Source organism: Streptomyces adustus (assembly GCF_009377175.1).
In the GTDB taxonomy this organism is placed as follows: domain Bacteria; phylum Actinomycetota; class Actinomycetes; order Streptomycetales; family Streptomycetaceae; genus Streptomyces; species Streptomyces adustus.
On record NZ_VJZD01000211.1, the window covers coordinates 1 to 16556 of the forward strand.

General features: G+C 70.0%; 14 protein-coding genes. All 14 read left to right on the plus strand.

The window, feature by feature from the left end:
• The coding region (locus FNH09_RS35240; RefSeq protein ID WP_238427305.1) for a peptidoglycan D,D-transpeptidase FtsI family protein at window positions 1-1831 on the plus strand (1831 nt) is incomplete at its 5' end.
• Between the two features lie 70 nt (window positions 1832-1901).
• On the plus strand, window positions 1902-3557 hold the full coding sequence (locus tag FNH09_RS35245; protein WP_338017789.1) for a UDP-N-acetylmuramoyl-L-alanyl-D-glutamate--2,6-diaminopimelate ligase: 1656 nt from the start codon (window positions 1902-1904) through the stop codon (window positions 3555-3557).
• A gap of 4 nt (window positions 3558-3561) precedes the next feature.
• Window positions 3562-4992, plus strand: a complete 1431-nt coding sequence (locus tag FNH09_RS35250; RefSeq protein WP_162469574.1) for a UDP-N-acetylmuramoyl-tripeptide--D-alanyl-D-alanine ligase — start codon at window positions 3562-3564, stop codon at window positions 4990-4992.
• Window positions 4992-6062, plus strand: a complete 1071-nt coding sequence (gene mraY / locus FNH09_RS35255) for a phospho-N-acetylmuramoyl-pentapeptide-transferase (RefSeq protein WP_202919825.1) — start codon at window positions 4992-4994, stop codon at window positions 6060-6062. Before FNH09_RS35250 ends, mraY begins: the two co-directional genes overlap by 1 nt.
• Entirely contained in the window at window positions 6044-7462 is a 1419-nt protein-coding gene (murD, locus tag FNH09_RS35260) for a UDP-N-acetylmuramoyl-L-alanine--D-glutamate ligase (RefSeq protein WP_152893965.1), read from the plus strand. The genes mraY and murD overlap by 19 nt, the downstream gene beginning before the upstream one ends.
• A gap of 72 nt (window positions 7463-7534) precedes the next feature.
• A complete protein-coding gene (gene ftsW, locus FNH09_RS35265; RefSeq protein WP_152893966.1) occupies window positions 7535-8896 on the plus strand; it encodes a putative lipid II flippase FtsW in 1362 nt (453 codons plus the stop codon).
• Window positions 8897-8902: 6 nt separating this feature from the next.
• Window positions 8903-9991: an undecaprenyldiphospho-muramoylpentapeptide beta-N-acetylglucosaminyltransferase gene (murG, locus tag FNH09_RS35270; protein WP_162469575.1), complete on the plus strand. Its 1089-nt coding sequence runs from the start codon at window positions 8903-8905 to the stop codon at window positions 9989-9991.
• Between the two features lie 26 nt (window positions 9992-10017).
• Entirely contained in the window at window positions 10018-10812 is a 795-nt protein-coding gene (locus FNH09_RS35275) for an FtsQ-type POTRA domain-containing protein (RefSeq protein ID WP_162469576.1), read from the plus strand.
• A gap of 277 nt (window positions 10813-11089) precedes the next feature.
• Complete coding sequence (gene ftsZ / locus FNH09_RS35280) at window positions 11090-12286, plus strand: cell division protein FtsZ (RefSeq protein ID WP_162469577.1); 1197 nt, start codon at window positions 11090-11092, stop codon at window positions 12284-12286.
• Entirely contained in the window at window positions 12283-13020 is a 738-nt protein-coding gene (pgeF, locus tag FNH09_RS35285; RefSeq protein WP_162469578.1) for a peptidoglycan editing factor PgeF, read from the plus strand. The genes ftsZ and pgeF overlap by 4 nt, the downstream gene beginning before the upstream one ends.
• Before the next feature lie 6 nt (window positions 13021-13026).
• Complete coding sequence (locus FNH09_RS35290; RefSeq protein WP_152893967.1) at window positions 13027-13746, plus strand: YggS family pyridoxal phosphate-dependent enzyme; 720 nt, start codon at window positions 13027-13029, stop codon at window positions 13744-13746.
• Window positions 13747-13874: 128 nt separating this feature from the next.
• Window positions 13875-14516 (plus strand): cell division protein SepF, encoded by a 642-nt coding sequence (locus tag FNH09_RS35295; RefSeq protein WP_152893968.1) that lies wholly within the window; start codon window positions 13875-13877, stop codon window positions 14514-14516.
• A gap of 50 nt (window positions 14517-14566) precedes the next feature.
• On the plus strand, window positions 14567-14857 hold the full coding sequence (locus FNH09_RS35300; RefSeq protein WP_152893969.1) for a YggT family protein: 291 nt from the start codon (window positions 14567-14569) through the stop codon (window positions 14855-14857).
• Window positions 14858-14909: 52 nt separating this feature from the next.
• Window positions 14910-16232: a DivIVA domain-containing protein gene (locus FNH09_RS35305; RefSeq protein ID WP_152893970.1), complete on the plus strand. Its 1323-nt coding sequence runs from the start codon at window positions 14910-14912 to the stop codon at window positions 16230-16232.
• Window positions 16233-16556 lie beyond the last annotated feature (324 nt).

Genomic DNA, 16556 nt, shown 5'->3' on the forward strand with positions numbered 1-16556 from the left:
GCCGCAGGCGCTGCGGCTGGGCAGCCCCCGTCCCCGGCTGCGCATGATCAGCCTCGCGCTGACCCTGGTGCTGATCGCGTTCGTCGTACGACTGCTCCAGGTGCAGGCCGTCGACGCCGACGCCTACGCCGCCAAGGCCGAGCAGAACCGCTACGTCGTGCACACCCTGGCCGCCGAGCGCGGCGGGATCACCGACCGCAACGGCGTCGCCCTGGCCGCCAGCGTGGACGCGTACGACATCACCGCCGACCCCACGATGTTCACCCGCAAGCAGCTGAAGATCGGCGACGGGCCGGAGCAGGCGGCGGCGCTGCTCGCCCCGATCCTCGGCCTGGAACAGGCCGATCTCGTCAAGAAGCTCAGGCCCAAGGACAAGAAGCTCCAGTACGTCAGGCTCGCCGGCCGGCAGACCCCGCAGGTCTGGACGCAGATCAAGGACCTGAAGGCGGCCCTCGCCAAGAAGGCGCAGACGGACGATGCCACGGTCAACGTGCTGGCCGGGGTCTTCGCCGACCCCACCAGCAGGCGCGTGTACCCCAACGGCGACCTCGCCGCCGGGATACTGGGCTGGGTCAACGCCGACGGCAAGGGCGGCGGCGGCATCGAGCAGCAGCTGAACAAGGCGCTGACCGGCAAGGACGGCAAGATCCGCTACGCCCAGTCCGGCGGCCGCCAGGTGCCGACCGCGGGCTCCACCGAGACGCCCGCCGTGCCCGGCAGCGACATCGAACTCACCATCGACCGCGACATCCAGTGGGCCGCGCAGAACGCCATCACCGAGCAGGTGAAGAAGTCCAAGGCGGACCGCGGCTACGTGATCGTGCAGGACACCCGGACCGGCGAGATCCTCGCCATGGCCGACTCACCGGGCTTCGACCCCAACGACCTGACCAAGGCCGACCCCGCGGCCCTCGGCAACGCGGCCGTCCAGGACGCCTACGAGCCCGGCTCCACCGCCAAGGTCATGTCGATGGCCGCCGTGCTGGAGGAGAACGCGGCCACCCCGCTGACCCATGTCACCGTGCCCAACCGCCTGCACCGCGGCGACCGGCTCTTCAAGGACGACGTCGACCACAAGACCTGGTACCTCACGCTCAACGGCGTGCTGGCCAAGTCCAGCAACATCGGCACGATCCTCGCCACCGGCCAGCTCGGAAAGACGCAGCCCGGGGCCAACCGGGTCCTCTACTCCTATCTGCGCAAGTTCGGCATCGGCAGCTACACCGGACTCGACTTCCCCGGCGAGACCAAGGGCATCCTCGCCGCGCCGGACACCTGGTCGACATCGCAGCAGTACACGATTCCTTTCGGCCAGGGCGTGTCCATCAACGCCATGCAGGCGGCCTCCGTCTATTCGACGATCGCCAACGGCGGCGTCCGCGTCGAGCCCACGCTGGTGCGCGGCACGAAGGGGGCCGACGGACGCTTCGCCCCCGCCGCCCAGCCCAAGAAGACCCGGGTCATCAGCGCCAAGACGGCCAAGAGCCTCGCCCAGATGCTGGAGTCGGTCGTGGACGACGAGCAGGGCACCGGCACCAAGGCGCGCATCCCGGGCTACCGTGTCGCGGGCAAGACCGGTACGGCCAACCGCGTGGATCCGGCCACCGGCAAGTACAAGGGATACACGTCGTCGTTCGCCGGATTCGCACCCGCGGACAAGCCGCGCATCACCGTCTACTGCGCGATCCAGAACGCCACCGAGGGCCTCTACTTCGGCGGTCAGATCTGCGGACCCATCTACAAGCAGGTGATGGAGTTCGCCCTGAAGACCCTTCAGGTCCCGCCCACCGGGGCGAAGGCCGCCAGCCTCCCCGTCGAGTTCACACCCTGACCCGGACCGGCCCCCTGACCGGCCCGGAAACCCGTACCGCCCAGCACCGAACCAGCCAGGAAACCAGCCCGTGACCATGATCACTCCCCAGCCGGGGAACCAGGGCGCGCCAGGCCCCTCGCTTCGCTCGCAAGCGGGTGCGCCCGGTACGCTCACCGCCGTGCCACACGCTGATCAGTCCCAAACCACCCAGAAGGGCGTTCCCGTGACATATCCGGGCCCGCCCCGGCCGGTCCAGGTCTCCGCAACACCCCTCGCGGAGCTCGCCGATCAGCTGGGCGCCACCGCTCCGAAGGACGCCGCCGCGGTCACGGGCATCACCCATGACTCGCGCGCCGTCCGCCCCGGCGACCTCTACGCCGCCCTGCCCGGCGCCCGCGCCCACGGCGCCGACTTCGTCGTCCAGGCGGCCGGTCTCGGGGCGGTCGCCGTCCTGACCGATCCCTCCGGCGCCGAACGGGCCGCCGCCACCGGTCTGCCGGTGCTGGTCGCCGACGACCCGCGCGGCCGGATGGGCGAGCTGGCCGCCACGATCTACGGCCGGCCCGGCCGGGACCTGCTCCAGATCGGCATCACCGGCACCTCCGGCAAGACCACCACGGCCTACCTGGTCGAGGGCGGTCTGAAGGCGGACCGTGCCACCGGGCTGATCGGCACCGTCGAGATGCGCATCGGCGACGAGCGCATCAAGTCCGAGCGCACCACCCCCGAGGCCACCGACCTCCAGGCGCTGTTCGCGGTCATGCGCGAACGCGGCGTCGAGGCGGTCGCCATGGAGGTCTCCAGCCACGCCCTGGTGCTCGGCCGCGTCGACGGCTGTGTCTTCGACATCGCCGTCTTCAACAACCTCAGCCCGGAGCACATGGAGTTCCACTCCGACATGGAGGACTACTTCCAGGCCAAGGCGCAGTTGTTCACCCCGCGGCGCAGCAGGCTGGGCGTGGTCAACCTCGACGACGCCTACGGCCGCAGGCTGGCGCGGGAGGCGACCGTCCCGGTCGTCACCTTCTCCGCCGAGGGCGACCCGGACGCGGACTGGCGCGCGGAGGACGTCCACGTCGGGCCCATGGACTCCACGTTCACCGTGACCGGCCCCGAGGGGCAGCAGATCGCCGCCCGGTCCCCGCTGCCGGGTCCCTTCAACGTCGCCAACACGCTGGCCGCGATCGTCGCCCTCGCCGTCGCGGGGCTCGACCCGCAGACCGCGGCCGACGGCGTCGCGGCGGTGCCCGGGGTGCCGGGCCGCCTGGAGCGGGTGGACGCCGGACAGCCGTACCTCGCGGTCGTCGACTACGCCCACAAGACCGACGCCGTCGAATCGGTGCTGCGCGCACTGCGCAAGGTCACCAAGGGCCGGCTGCACATCGTGCTCGGCTGCGGCGGCGACCGGGACACGACCAAGCGGCGGCCGATGGGCGCCGCGGCCGCCAGGCTCGCCGACACAGCCGTACTGACCTCGGACAACCCCCGCTCCGAGGATCCCCTGGCGATCCTGGCGAGCATGCTAGAGGGCGCGGCCTCCGTGCCCGCGCACGAGCGGGGCGAGGTGCTCCTGTTCGAGGACCGGGCCGCCGCGATCGCCGCCGCCGTCTCCCGGGCCCGGCCCGGGGACACCCTGCTGGTCGCGGGCAAGGGCCATGAGCAGGGCCAGGACATCGCCGGAGTGGTCCGTCCCTTCGACGACCGCCAGGTGCTTCGCGAAGCTATCCAGCAGACCCAGGGATGAACTTGTGATCGCCCTCTCCCTCGCCGAGATCGCAGCAGTCGTCGGCGGGCAGACGTACGACATACCGGATCCGTCCGTCCAGGTGACCGGACCGGTGGTCCGGGACTCCCGAGAGGTGGTGCCAGGCAGCCTGTTCGTCGCCTTCGTCGGCGAACGGGTGGACGGCCACGACTTCGCGCACGCGGTCGTCGAGGCAGGCGCCGCCGCCGTGCTGGCGTCCCGGCCCGTCGGGGTCCCCGCCATCGTGGTCGAGGACGTCCAGGCGGCCATCGGCGCTCTCGCCCGGCATGTCGTGCACAAGCTCGGCGCCACCCTCGTCGCCCTGACCGGCTCGGCGGGCAAGACCAGTACCAAGGACCTGATCGCGCAGGTGCTCCAGCGGCACGCCCCCACGGTGTGGACGCCCGGCTCGCTCAACAACGAGATCGGGCTGCCGCTGACCGCGCTCAGCGCCACCGAGGACACCAGGTTCCTGGTGCTGGAGATGGGCGCCCGCGGCATCGGCCACATCCGCTACCTGACGGACCTGACGCCCCCGCGGATCGGCCTCGTGCTGAACGTCGGCAGCGCCCACATCGGGGAGTTCGGCGGCCGCGAGCAGATCGCCCAGGCGAAGGGCGAACTCGTGGAGGCGCTGCCGTCGGAGCAGGACGGCGGTGTCGCGGTCCTCAACGCCGACGACCCCCTGGTGCGGGCCATGGCCTCTCGTACGAAGGCGAAGGTGGTCTATTTCGGAGAGTCCGACGAAGCGGACGTTCGCGCCGAGAACGTGCGACTCACGGACAGCGGACAGCCCGCCTTCAGCCTTCACACACCCTCCGGGTGCAGTGATGTGACCATGCGCCTGTACGGTGAGCATCACGTGTCGAACGCGCTCGCCGCGGCCGCCGTCGCCCATGAGCTGGGCATGTCCGTGGAAGAGATCGCCACCGCGCTCTCCGAGGCGGGCTCCCTCTCCCGTTGGCGCATGGAGGTCACGGAGCGTCCGGACGGCGTGACGATCGTCAACGACGCCTACAACGCGAACCCCGAGTCCATGCGAGCCGCCTTGCGCGCGCTCGCGGCGATGGGCAAGGCCGCTCAGGCTCAAGGGGGGCGTACGTGGGCGGTGCTCGGCAAGATGGCCGAGCTCGGGGACGAGGCTCTCGCCGAGCACGACGCGGTCGGACGGCTTGCCGTCCGGCTCAATGTCGGCAAGCTCGTCGCGGTCGGGGGCAGGGAAGCCGCCTGGCTGCAACTGGGCGCATATAACGAGGGTTCGTGGGGTGAGGAGTCGGTGCACGTGTCCGACGCACAGGCGGCGGTCGACCTGTTGCGCAGCGAGTTGCGCCCGGGAGACGTCGTACTCGTGAAGGCGTCCCGTTCGGTCGGTCTGGAGAGCGTGGCGCAGGCGCTGCTCGAGAGCGGCGCCGAGGGTGAGGTTGTCGCCCGATGATGAAGCAGATCCTGTTCTCAGGAGTCATTGGCCTCTTCCTGACCCTGATCGGCACCCCGCTGCTGATCAAGCTCCTCGCCCGCAAGGGCTACGGGCAGTACATCCGCGACGACGGCCCGCGGGAGCACGCGAGCAAGCGCGGTACGCCGACGATGGGCGGTATCGCCTTCATCTTTGCGACGATCGCCGCGTACTTCCTGTCCAAGGTCATCACCGGCTACGCGCCCACCTACTCGGGCCTGTTGGTGCTGGGCCTGATGGCAGGCATGGGCCTGGTGGGCTTCCTCGACGACTACATCAAGATCGTCAAGCGGCGCTCGCTCGGTCTGCGGGCCAAGGCGAAGATGGCCGGCCAGCTGATCGTCGGTATCGCCTTCGCGGTGCTCTCGCTCCAGTTCGCGGACGGCCGCAACCAGACCCCGGCCTCCACCAAGCTGTCGTTCATCACGGACTTCGGCTGGACGATCGGCCCGGTGCTGTTCGTCGTCTGGGCGCTGTTCATGATCCTGGCGATGTCCAACGGCGTGAACCTGACCGACGGTCTGGACGGCCTGGCCACCGGCGCCTCCGTCCTGGTCTTCGGCGCCTACACCTTCATCGGCGTCTGGCAGTTCCAGGAGTCCTGCGCCAACTCGATGACCCTGACGAACCCGAACGCCTGCTACGAGGTGCGCGACCCGCTGGACCTCGCGGTCATCGCCTCCGCGCTGATGGGTTCCTGCCTGGGCTTCCTGTGGTGGAACACCTCGCCCGCCAAGATCTTCATGGGTGACACCGGTTCGCTGGCGCTCGGCGGTGTGCTCGCGGGTCTCGCGATCTGCTCCCGCACCGAGCTGCTGATCGCCATCCTCGGCGGCCTGTTCGTCCTCATCACCATGTCGGTCGTCATCCAGGTCGGCTCCTTCCGGCTGACCGGCAAGCGCGTCTTCCGGATGGCGCCACTCCAGCATCACTTCGAACTCAAGGGCTGGTCCGAGGTACTTGTGGTGGTCCGATTCTGGATCATCCAGGGCATCTGTGTGATCGTCGGACTCGGCCTCTTCTACGCGGGATGGGCAGCGGACAAGTGACCGACTGGCAGGGGAAGAACGTCACCGTCGCCGGACTGGGCGTCTCCGGCGTCCCGGCGGCCAAGGTGCTGCACGGGCTGGGCGCACAGGTCACCGTCGTCAACGACGGCGACGACGAACGCGCCCGCGCCCAGGCGGCGGAACTGGAGGCGCTCGGCATCACCGTGCGCCTCGGTGACGGGGACACCCTGCCTCAAGACACCGAACTCGTCGTCACCGCGCCCGGCTGGAAGCCGGACAAGCCGCTGTTCGCCGCCGCCGCGCAGGCCGGCGTCCCCGTCTGGGGCGACGTCGAGCTGGCGTGGCGGCTGCGGGGCCCGGACGCCGCGCCCTGGCTGGCCGTCACCGGCACCAACGGCAAGACCACCACCGTCCAGATGCTCGCCTCCATCCTGAAGGCGGCGGGCCTGCGCACGGCGGCGGTCGGCAACATCGGCGTCTCCCTGCTCGACGCGGTCCTCGGCGACGAGCAGTACGACGTCCTCGCGGTCGAGCTGTCGAGCTACCAGCTGCACTGGGCGCCCTCGCTGCGCGCCCACTCGGCCGCCGTCCTCAACCTTGCCCCCGACCACCTCGACTGGCACGGCTCGATGGAGGCGTACGCCGCCGACAAGGGCCGTATCTACGAAGGCAATCGGATCGCCTGCGTCTACAACGTGGCCGACGAGGCCACCGAGAACCTGGTGCGCGCGGCGGACGTCGAGGAGGGCTGCCGGGCCGTCGGCTTCACGCTCGGCACCCCGGGTCCCTCCCAACTCGGCGTGGTGGAAGGCATCCTGGTCGACCGCGCCTTCGTCGAGAACCGGCAGAAGAACGCGCAGGAGCTGGCCGAGGTGGCGGACGTGAACCCGCCCGCCCCGCACAACGTCGCCAACGCCCTTGCGGCGGCGGCCCTCGCGCGTGCCTTCGGGGTGCCCGCCAAGGCCGTACGGGACGGTCTGCGGGCCTTCACCCCGGACGCCCACCGCATCGCGCACGTGGCGGACGTGGACGGCGTCGCCTACGTCGACGACTCCAAGGCGACCAACACCCATGCCGCGGAAGCCTCTTTGGCGGCCTACGAGTCGATCGTGTGGATCGCGGGCGGACTGGCGAAGGGCGCGACCTTCGACGAGCTCGTCGCGAAGTCGGCGAAGCACCTTCGCGGCGTCGTGCTCATCGGCGCGGACCGCGCCCTGATCCGGGAAGCCCTGGCGCGACACGCCCCGGAAGTACCGGTCGTCGACCTCGACCGGACCGACACTGGGGCGATGCTCGCGGCTGTCCGGGAAGCGCGGCGGCTCGCCACCGCCGGCGACACGGTGCTGCTGGCCCCGGCCTGCGCCTCGATGGACATGTTCGCCAATTACAACAAGCGCGGTGACGCGTTCGCGGAGGCGGTTCGCGAACTCGGCGCCTGACCCGGTCTGCTGCCGGGCGACCCTGGGAGGGACGCGTGCGACCGTCGAGGCCGACGTACAGCGGAGCCACGGATGCCCGGTAGCCGTACCGGGGGTCCGCCCGCGCAGCGGGCCGTACGGCGGCCGCCCGCCCCCCAGCGCGTGCGCGACAACCCGCTGCGCGTCCTGCATCGGCGTGCCCGCAAGGCCTGGGACCGGCCGCTGACCGCGTACTACCTGATCCTCGGCGGCAGCCTGCTGATCACCGTGCTCGGTCTGGTGATGGTCTACTCGGCCTCCCAGATCACGGCGTTGCAGATGGCGCTGCCCGGTTCGTTCTTCTTTCGCAAACAGTTCCTGGCCGCCTCCATCGGCGCCGGACTGCTGCTGCTCGCCTCCCGGATGCCGGTGAAACTGCATCGCGCGCTGGCCTATCCGATCCTCGCCGGAGCCGTCTTCCTGATGGCGTTGGTGCAGGTGCCGGGGATAGGAGTCGCGGTCAACGGCAATCAGAACTGGCTCTCCCTCGGCGGCTCGTTCCAGATCCAGCCCAGCGAGTTCGGCAAGCTCGCGCTGGTGCTGTGGGGCGCCGACCTCATCGCGCGCAAACACGACAAGAAGCTGCTGGCCCAGTGGAAGCACATGCTGGTGCCGCTGGTGCCGGTGGCCTTCCTGCTGCTCGGGCTGATCATGCTCGGCGGCGACATGGGCACCGCGATCATCCTGACGGCGATCCTGTTCGGGCTGCTGTGGCTGGCGGGCGCGCCGACCCGGCTGTTCGTGGGCGTGCTGTCGATCGCGGCCACGATCGGCGTGATCCTCATCAAGACGAGCCCGAACCGGATGGCCAGGCTCTCCTGCATCGGCGCCACCGAGCCGCAGAGCGGCCCCGTCGACTGCTGGCAGGCCGTGCACGGCATCTACGCCCTCGCCTCCGGCGGGATCTTCGGATCCGGACTGGGGGCAAGCGTGGAGAAATGGGGACAACTGCCCGAAGCGCACACAGACTTCATCTTCGCCGTCACCGGTGAGGAACTGGGCCTGGCGGGGACGCTGTCGGTGCTCGCCCTGTTCGCGGCTCTAGGCTATGCGGGTATCCGCGTGGCCGGACGCACGGAGGATCCCTTCGTCAGGTATGCCGCGGGAGGCGTGACCACCTGGATCGTCGCACAGGCGGTGATCAACATCGGTGCGGTGCTCGGCCTGCTGCCGATCGCCGGGGTTCCTCTCCCGCTGTTCTCCTACGGAGGATCAGCCCTGCTGCCGACCATGTTCGCCATCGGGTTGCTGATCGCCTTCGCGCGTGACGAGCCCGCTGCGCGGGCGGCGCTTGCGATGCGACAGCCCCGCTTTGGTAGAAAGCGGGCTGGAGGCTCTGCGCCCGACCGGGGGCCTCGGAGATGGAACACGATGCGACGGCGTGCCTCGGCGGCGCGTACGTCCGGAGAGCGGTGAATTTCGGTGCATGTCGTACTCGCTGGTGGGGGGACCGCCGGCCACATCGAGCCCGCGCTCGCCCTCGCGGACGCCCTGCGCAGGCAGGACCCCACCGTGGGGATCACGGCCCTGGGCACGGAGCGCGGCCTGGAGACCCGGCTCGTCCCGGAGCGGGGCTATGAGCTCGCGCTGATCCCCGCGGTGCCGCTGCCGCGCAAGCCGACCCCCGAGCTGATCACCGTCCCGGGCCGGTTGCGCGGGACGATCAAGGCGGCCGAGCAGGTCCTGGAGCGCACCAAGGCCGACTGCGTCGTCGGCTTCGGCGGCTACGTCGCCCTGCCCGGCTACCTGGCCGCCAAGCGCCTCGGTGTGCCGATCGTGATCCACGAGGCCAACGCGCGTCCCGGCCTGGCCAACAAGATCGGCTCGCGGTACGCGGCCAGGGTCGCCGTCTCCACCCCGGACAGCAAGCTGCGCGACGCCCACTACATCGGCATCCCGCTGCGCCGCTCCATCGCCACCCTCGACCGGGCCGCCGTACGTCCCCAGGCCCGCGCGGCGTTCGGGCTCGACCCGAATCTGCCGACGCTGCTGGTCTCCGGCGGCTCTCAGGGCGCCCGCCGCCTCAACGAGGTGGTCCAGCAGGTCGCGCCCTGGCTCCAGCAGGCGGGCATCCAGATCCTGCACGCGGTCGGCCCGAAGAACGAACTGCCGCAGGTGCATCAGATGCCCGGGATGCCGCCCTATGTGCCGGTACCGTACGTGGACCGGATGGATCTCGCCTACGCCGCGGCCGACATGATGCTCTGCCGTGCGGGTGCGATGACCGTCGCCGAACTCTCCGCCGTCGGGCTCCCCGCCGCCTACGTCCCGCTGCCCATCGGCAACGGCGAACAGCGGCTGAACGCCCAGCCGGTGGTCAAGGCGGGCGGCGGTCTTCTCGTCGACGACGCGGAACTCACCACGGAGTGGGTGCGCGAGCACGTGCTGCCCGTGCTCGCCGACCCGCACCGGCTGTACGAGATGTCCAGCATCGCCAGCGAGTTCGGCCGCCGGAACGCCGACGAGCTGCTCGTCGGCCTGGTCTACGAGGCGATCGCCGCGCGCCGTTAGGCGCGGATGACGAAAGGGCAGGGAGCGTGGCCGGACCCAGCACCGCCGAACGCGGTGAACGTCAGCAGGAGTCGTCCGGCCCGCCCCTCGTCCGGAGGTTCGGGCGACGCCGGCTTCGTGTGATCATCTTCATGCTGCTCGGTTCCGTACTCCTCGGCGCCGGCTGCGTCTGGGTGTTGTACGGCTCGCAGTGGCTGCGGGTGGGGCACGTCTCGGTCTCGGGCACCACCGTGCTGACACCGGAACAGGTACGCGAAGCCGCGGACGTTCCCGTCGGAGCACCGCTGATTTCGGTCGATACCGACGCGATCGAGGCGCAACTTCGCCGGAAATTGCCCCGAATTGACTCGGTTGACGCGGTCCGCTCCTGGCCCGACGGAATCGGGCTGAAAGTGATTGAACGCGTTCCGGTCCTTCTGGTCCGAAAAGGCTCCTCCTATGTCGAAGTGGACGACGACGGCGTCCGTTTCGCCACGGTTTCCGAGGCCCCGAAAGGCGTGCCCACGCTCGAATTGTCGGTTTCCCGGCCGGGTTCGGCGGCCGCGAGTCTGCGACGCTTCGGCGAGGACCGGCTCGTGCGCGAGGCCGTGCGGGTCGCGGGGGACCTTCCGGCCGCCGTCGCGCGTGAGACCCGGAGCGTCAAGGTGCTTTCCTACGACGACATCTCACTGGAGTTGACCGCCGGACGGTCGGTCGCGTGGGGCAGCGGTGAACACGGCGGCACGAAGGCCCGTACTCTCACTGCACTGATGAAAGCGGCACCCGGGGCGCGGCACTTCGATGTCAGCGTTCCCACCGCCCCCGCTTCAGTGGTGAGTTGACGCGCATCGGCGCAGGCCAGCACCCTGGTTGGGCAGCGCTACGCCTGATCACATAGGGTGAAAAGAAAAACGGGAGGTTCGGCGTGTTCGTTGAACGCGCGCCACTTGTCGACTTAGTGTCCTGTTCAGAAGACTCCAGAGAACAGACACACTGGTAACCCTAAACTTCAACGTTAGGGTTCGGGTCGGCGCTACGGACCGTCCCCATTCGGCATCAGTCGTCGGATCGCGACACGGCGAGGCGGCGACACGTAACTCGAGGCGAGAGGCCTTCGACGTGGCAGCACCGCAGAACTACCTCGCAGTCATCAAAGTCATCGGTGTCGGCGGCGGTGGTGTCAATGCCATCAACCGGATGATCGAGGTCGGTCTCAAGGGCGTCGAGTTCATCGCCATCAACACCGACGCGCAGGCGCTGTTGATGAGCGACGCCGACGTCAAGCTCGACGTCGGCCGGGAACTCACGCGCGGCCTCGGGGCCGGAGCCAACCCGGCAGTCGGCCGCAAGGCCGCCGAGGACCACCGCGAGGAGATCGAGGAGGTCCTCAAGGGGGCCGACATGGTCTTCGTGACCGCCGGAGAGGGCGGCGGCACCGGCACCGGCGGCGCGCCCGTCGTGGCCAACATCGCCCGCTCGCTGGGCGCCCTCACCATCGGCGTGGTCACCCGCCCCTTCACCTTCGAGGGCCGGCGCCGCGCCAACCAGGCCGAGGACGGCATCGCGGAGCTCCGCGAAGAGGTCGACACCCTCATCGTCATCCCGAACGACCGGCTGCTGTCCATCTCGGACCGCCAGGTCTCGGTCCTCGACGCCTTCAAGTCGGCGGACCAGGTCCTGCTCTCCGGTGTCCAGGGCATCACGGACCTCATCACCACCCCCGGTCTGATCAACCTCGACTTCGCCGACGTCAAGTCGGTCATGTCCGAGGCCGGTTCGGCCCTCATGGGCATCGGCTCGGCCCGCGGCGACGACCGCGCGGTGGCGGCGGCCGAGATGGCGATCTCCTCGCCGCTGCTGGAAGCCTCCATCGACGGCGCCCGGGGCGTCCTGCTGTCCATCTCCGGCGGTTCCGACCTCGGCCTGTTCGAGATCAACGAGGCGGCCCAGCTGGTCAGCGAGGCGGCCCACCCCGAGGCCAACATCATCTTCGGCGCGGTCATCGACGACGCCCTGGGCGACGAGGTGCGGGTCACCGTGATCGCGGCCGGCTTCGACGGCGGGCAGCCGCCCGCGCGCCGGGACAACGTCCTCGGCTCGTCCTCGGCCCCGGCCCGGCGCGAGGAGCCCGCTCCCGTCCGCCAGCCCGAGAGCCGCCCGTCCTTCGGCTCCCTCGGCAGTGTCACGCCGAAGGAGGAGCCGGAGCCCGCTCCGGAGCCCGTGAAGGAGATCCCGGTGGCCCCGCCGCTGCCGTCGTCGCGGAGCTACTCGGACAGCGCGGCCGAGGAGCTCGACGTGCCGGACTTTCTGAAGTGATAGGACAGCGCTCCGTAACGGGCACTGCGAACGGCGCGCACTTCGCCTTCACCGACAGGTGGGGCGGGGTGAGCGCCGTTCCGTACGAGGAGCTCAACCTCGGCGGCGCGGTCGGCGACGACCCCGACGCCGTCCGCGCCAACCGCTCCTCGGCGGCGCGGGAACTCGGGCTCGACCCGGCCCGGGTGGTCTGGATGAACCAGGTGCACGGCAACGATGTCGCCGTGGTCGACCGGCCCTGGGGCGACGGGTCCGTCCCGTCGGTCGACGCCCTGGTGACCGCCACCCGGGGCCTCGCCCTCGCGGTGCTCACCGCCGACTGCGTCCCGGTCCTGCTGGCCGACCCGGTGGCCGGGGTGGTCGCCGCCGCCCACGCGGGGCGTCCCGGCATGGTCGCCGGGGTCGTGCCCGCCGCCGTCGACGCGATGAAGTCGCTCGGCGCCGACCCGGCCCGGATCGTCGCCCGCACCGGACCCGCCGTCTGCGGCCGGTGCTACGAGGTGCCGGAGGCGATGCGCGCCGAGGTCGCCGCCGTCGAACCGACGGCGCACTCGGAGACGAGCTGGGGCACGCCCGCGGTCGATGTGGCCGCCGGCGTGCACGCGCAGCTCGAAAGGCTCGGGGTGCGCGACCGGGCGCAGTCGCCGGTGTGCACGCTCGAGTCCGGCGACCACTTCTCGTACCGCCGGGACCGCACCACTGGCCGGCTCGCCGGCTATGTCTGGCTGGACTGATGGGACATGACGGACCGTAACGACGAACTCGCCGCAAACCTGGCGAAGGTGGAGCGGCGCATCGCCGCCGCGTGCGCGGCCGCGGGCCGCAAGCGCGAAGAGGTGACCCTGATCGTGGTCACCAAGACCTATCCCGCGAGCGATGTGCGGCTGCTGTCCGGACTCGGGGTGCGGCACGTGGCCGAGAACCGGGACCAGGACGCTGCACCCAAAGCCGCCGAATGTTCCGATCTGCCCCTTAGTTGGCATTTCGTCGGTCAATTGCAGACCAACAAGGTTCGATCGGTGGTCGGTTATGCGGATGTCGTGCAATCCGTCGACCGTTCCCGGCTCGTGACGGCTCTGTCGAAGGAGGCCGAGCGTGTCGGGCGCGAACTGGGCTGTCTCCTCCAGGTCGCGCTCGACGCGGGAGAACGCGAGCGGGGGGAGCGCGGGGGCGTGGCTCCCGCGGGAATCGAAGAGTTGGCCGATCTTGTCGCCCGGGCCCCCGGACTGCGCCTCGACGGGCTCATGACGGTCGCCCCGCTCACCGGGGAGTACGCGGGGCGTCAACGAGCCGCGTTCGAGCGGTTGATGGATTTGTCGACCGACCTGCGCCGAGCTCATCCTGCTGCGAACATGGTCTCGGCAGGGATGAGTGCGGACCTCGAGGAGGCCGTGGCGGCAGGGGCGACACATGTGCGCGTCGGCACCGCGGTACTCGGAGTCCGCGCCGGGCTCGGGTAACGTCGCCAGGAAGTCGGACCACAGCAGAAAATATGGTCATTTCCGCCGAAAGGCGGGCATAAAGGCCACGTGGATCGCGGGACTTGGCAGTCGTCAGCCGATCCACCACAGAGCGGAGGACTCAGAGCATGGCCGGCGCGATGCGCAAGATGGCGGTCTACCTCGGCCTCGTGGAGGACGATGGGTACGACGGCCGGGGCTTCGACCCCGACGACGACTTCGAACCCGAACTGGACCCGGAGCCCGAACGGGATCACCGGCGGCACGAGCCGTCGCACCCGTTGCACGGAGTACATCAGTCACAAAGGGACGAACCGGTACGAGTGGTGCAGCCCTCCGCTCCACGTGACCCGATGCCGCACGCCGCTTCGCTCGCCGCGGAATCCGGGCGCCCGGCGCGGATCGCACCCGTGGCATCCATCACACAAGAACGTCAGAGTCTGGAGAAGAACGTCCCGGTGATCATGCCCAAGGTCGTGTCGGAACGAGAGCCGTACCGGATCACCACGCTCCACCCTCGGACCTACAACGAGGCCCGTACCATCGGGGAACACTTCCGTGAGGGCACGCCGGTGATCATGAATCTCACGGAGATGGACGACACGGACGCGAAGCGACTTGTCGACTTTGCGGCCGGTCTGGTGTTTGGTCTCCACGGCAGCATCGAGCGGGTGACGCAGAAGGTGTTCCTGTTGTCGCCTGCTAACGTCGATGTCACGGCGGAGGACAAGGCCCGCATCGCAGAGGGCGGGTTCTTCAACCAGAGCTGAGACGTGGGACCGGAACGAAGTACGGAACAGGGGAGAGGGAAGCACCAGTCATGAGCGTGTTCGCGCAGGTGGTGTACTACGCGCTGCTGCTTTTCCTCATCATCCTGATCTTCCGGCTGGTCATGGACTACGTCTTCCAGTTCGCCCGCTCGTGGCAACCCGGCAAGGCGATGGTGGTCGTTCTGGAGGCCACCTACACTGTCACTGATCCACCGTTGAAGCTTCTGCGGCGGTTCATTCCGCCGTTGCGTCTCGGGGGCGTGGCGCTCGACCTGTCCTTCTTCGTACTGATGATCATCGTCTACATCTTGATCAGCGTCGTGGGGAGTCTCGCGAGGTGACAGTGGACGATACGGTCTTGCCGACTGCCGATGACTACGTTGAGGTGAAGAGATGCCGTTGACCCCCGAGGACGTGCGGAACAAGCAGTTCACGACCGTCCGCCTCCGAGAAGGCTATGACGAGGACGAGGTCGATGCCTTCCTCGACGAGGTCGAAGCCGAACTGACCCGATTGCTCCGCGAGAACGAGGACCTGCGCGCCAAACTGGCCGCGGCGACGCGCGCTGCTGCCCAGAACCAGCAGAACATGCGCAAGCCTCCGGAGCAGGACGGGCCGCAGGGCGGCATGCCCCAGCAGGGTATGCCTCCGCAGGGCATGCCCCAGCAGGGTATGCGCGGTCCTGGTGGTCCTGTCCCCGCCGGCATATCGGGCCCGCCGCAGCAGCAGATGGGTGGCCCCATGGGTGGTCCGCCCCAGCTGCCGAGCGGTGCACCGCAGCTGCCCGCCGGCCCCGGTGGCGGTCAGGGCGGTCCGCAGGGTCCCGGTCCGATGGGACAGGGTGGCCCGATGGGTCCCGGTCCGATGGGACAGGGTGGCCCGATGGGTCCCGGCCCGATGGGTCAGGGTGGCCCGATGGGTGGTCCCATGGGCCAGGGTGGCCCGATGGGTCAGGGTGGCCCGATGGGTGGTCCCATGGGCCAGGGTCCGATGGGTCAGGGTCCGATGGGCGGCCAGCCCCCCATGCAGCAGATGGGCGGCCCGATGGGCGGTCCCATGGGCGGCCCGATGGGCGGTCCGATGGGTGGTCCCATGGGCGGCCCCGGTCAGGGCCCCGGCGGCGACAGCGCCGCCCGTGTCCTCTCGCTGGCCCAGCAGACCGCCGACCAGGCGATCGCCGAGGCCCGCTCCGAGGCCAACAAGATCGTCGGCGAGGCCCGCAGCCGCGCCGAGGGGCTTGAGCGTGACGCCCGTGCCAAGGCCGACGCCCTGGAGCGGGACGCGCAGGAGAAGCACCGCGTCGCGATGGGCTCCCTGGAGTCCGCCCGCGCCACGCTGGAGCGCAAGGTCGAGGACCTGCGCGGCTTCGAGCGCGAGTACCGTACGCGTCTGAAGTCCTACCTGGAGTCGCAGCTGCGCCAGTTGGAGACCCAGGCCGACGACTCGCTGGCTCCGCCGCGTACCCCGGCGGCCGCGTCCCTCCCGCCGTCCCCGGCGCCTTCCATGGCACCGGCAGGTGCGAGCGCCCCGTCGTACGGCACCGGTCCGGGCATGGGTGGTGGGCCGTCGCAGGCTCCGCCGTCCTACGGCAGCCAGCAGCAGATGACGCCGGCCATGACCCAGCCCATGGCTCCGGTGCGACCGCAGGGTCCGTCCCCGATGGGCCAGGCGCCTTCGCCGATGCGCGGGTTCCTGATCGACGAGGACGACAACTGACGGCCGTCCGCACGCCTTAGGCGTCGGCAGCGTTTCAAGGGCGAGGCCCCGGATTCCCATCCGGGGCCTCGCCCTTTTTACGCGGGTTGACGACGGTGGGCGGCCGGGCGCGCACGCCGAGCGACGAGGACGACCCGGGACCGGGTCGTCGGCCGTCGAGGCGACGTGCGGTGCTGTCGGTTCTCCGGCCCGCCGGGGCGCGACCTCGGCGATCCGCCGCAAGGCGATACCGGACGGCAACCGAGGCGCGGGGGGCCGACGCAGGGTGCCTACGGAGCGAGGCGGCGGCCGAGGGTGTGCGGGGCGTAGGTGGTCGATGCCGGG

What these genes read in the sequence shown, in the direction of transcription:
- mraY (WP_202919825.1), top strand. Translation starts at nt 4,992, where the DNA reads ATGAAGCAGATCCTGTTCTCAGGAGTCATTGGCCTCTTCCTGACCCTG.
- murD (WP_152893965.1), top strand. Translation starts at nt 6,044, where the DNA reads ATGGGCAGCGGACAAGTGACCGACTGGCAGGGGAAGAACGTCACCGTC.
- ftsW (WP_152893966.1), top strand. Translation starts at nt 7,535, where the DNA reads ATGCCCGGTAGCCGTACCGGGGGTCCGCCCGCGCAGCGGGCCGTACGG.
- FNH09_RS35290 (WP_152893967.1), top strand. Translation starts at nt 13,027, where the DNA reads ATGACGGACCGTAACGACGAACTCGCCGCAAACCTGGCGAAGGTGGAG.
- FNH09_RS35295 (WP_152893968.1), top strand. Translation starts at nt 13,875, where the DNA reads ATGGCCGGCGCGATGCGCAAGATGGCGGTCTACCTCGGCCTCGTGGAG.
- FNH09_RS35300 (WP_152893969.1), top strand. Translation starts at nt 14,567, where the DNA reads ATGAGCGTGTTCGCGCAGGTGGTGTACTACGCGCTGCTGCTTTTCCTC.
- FNH09_RS35305 (WP_152893970.1), top strand. Translation starts at nt 14,910, where the DNA reads ATGCCGTTGACCCCCGAGGACGTGCGGAACAAGCAGTTCACGACCGTC.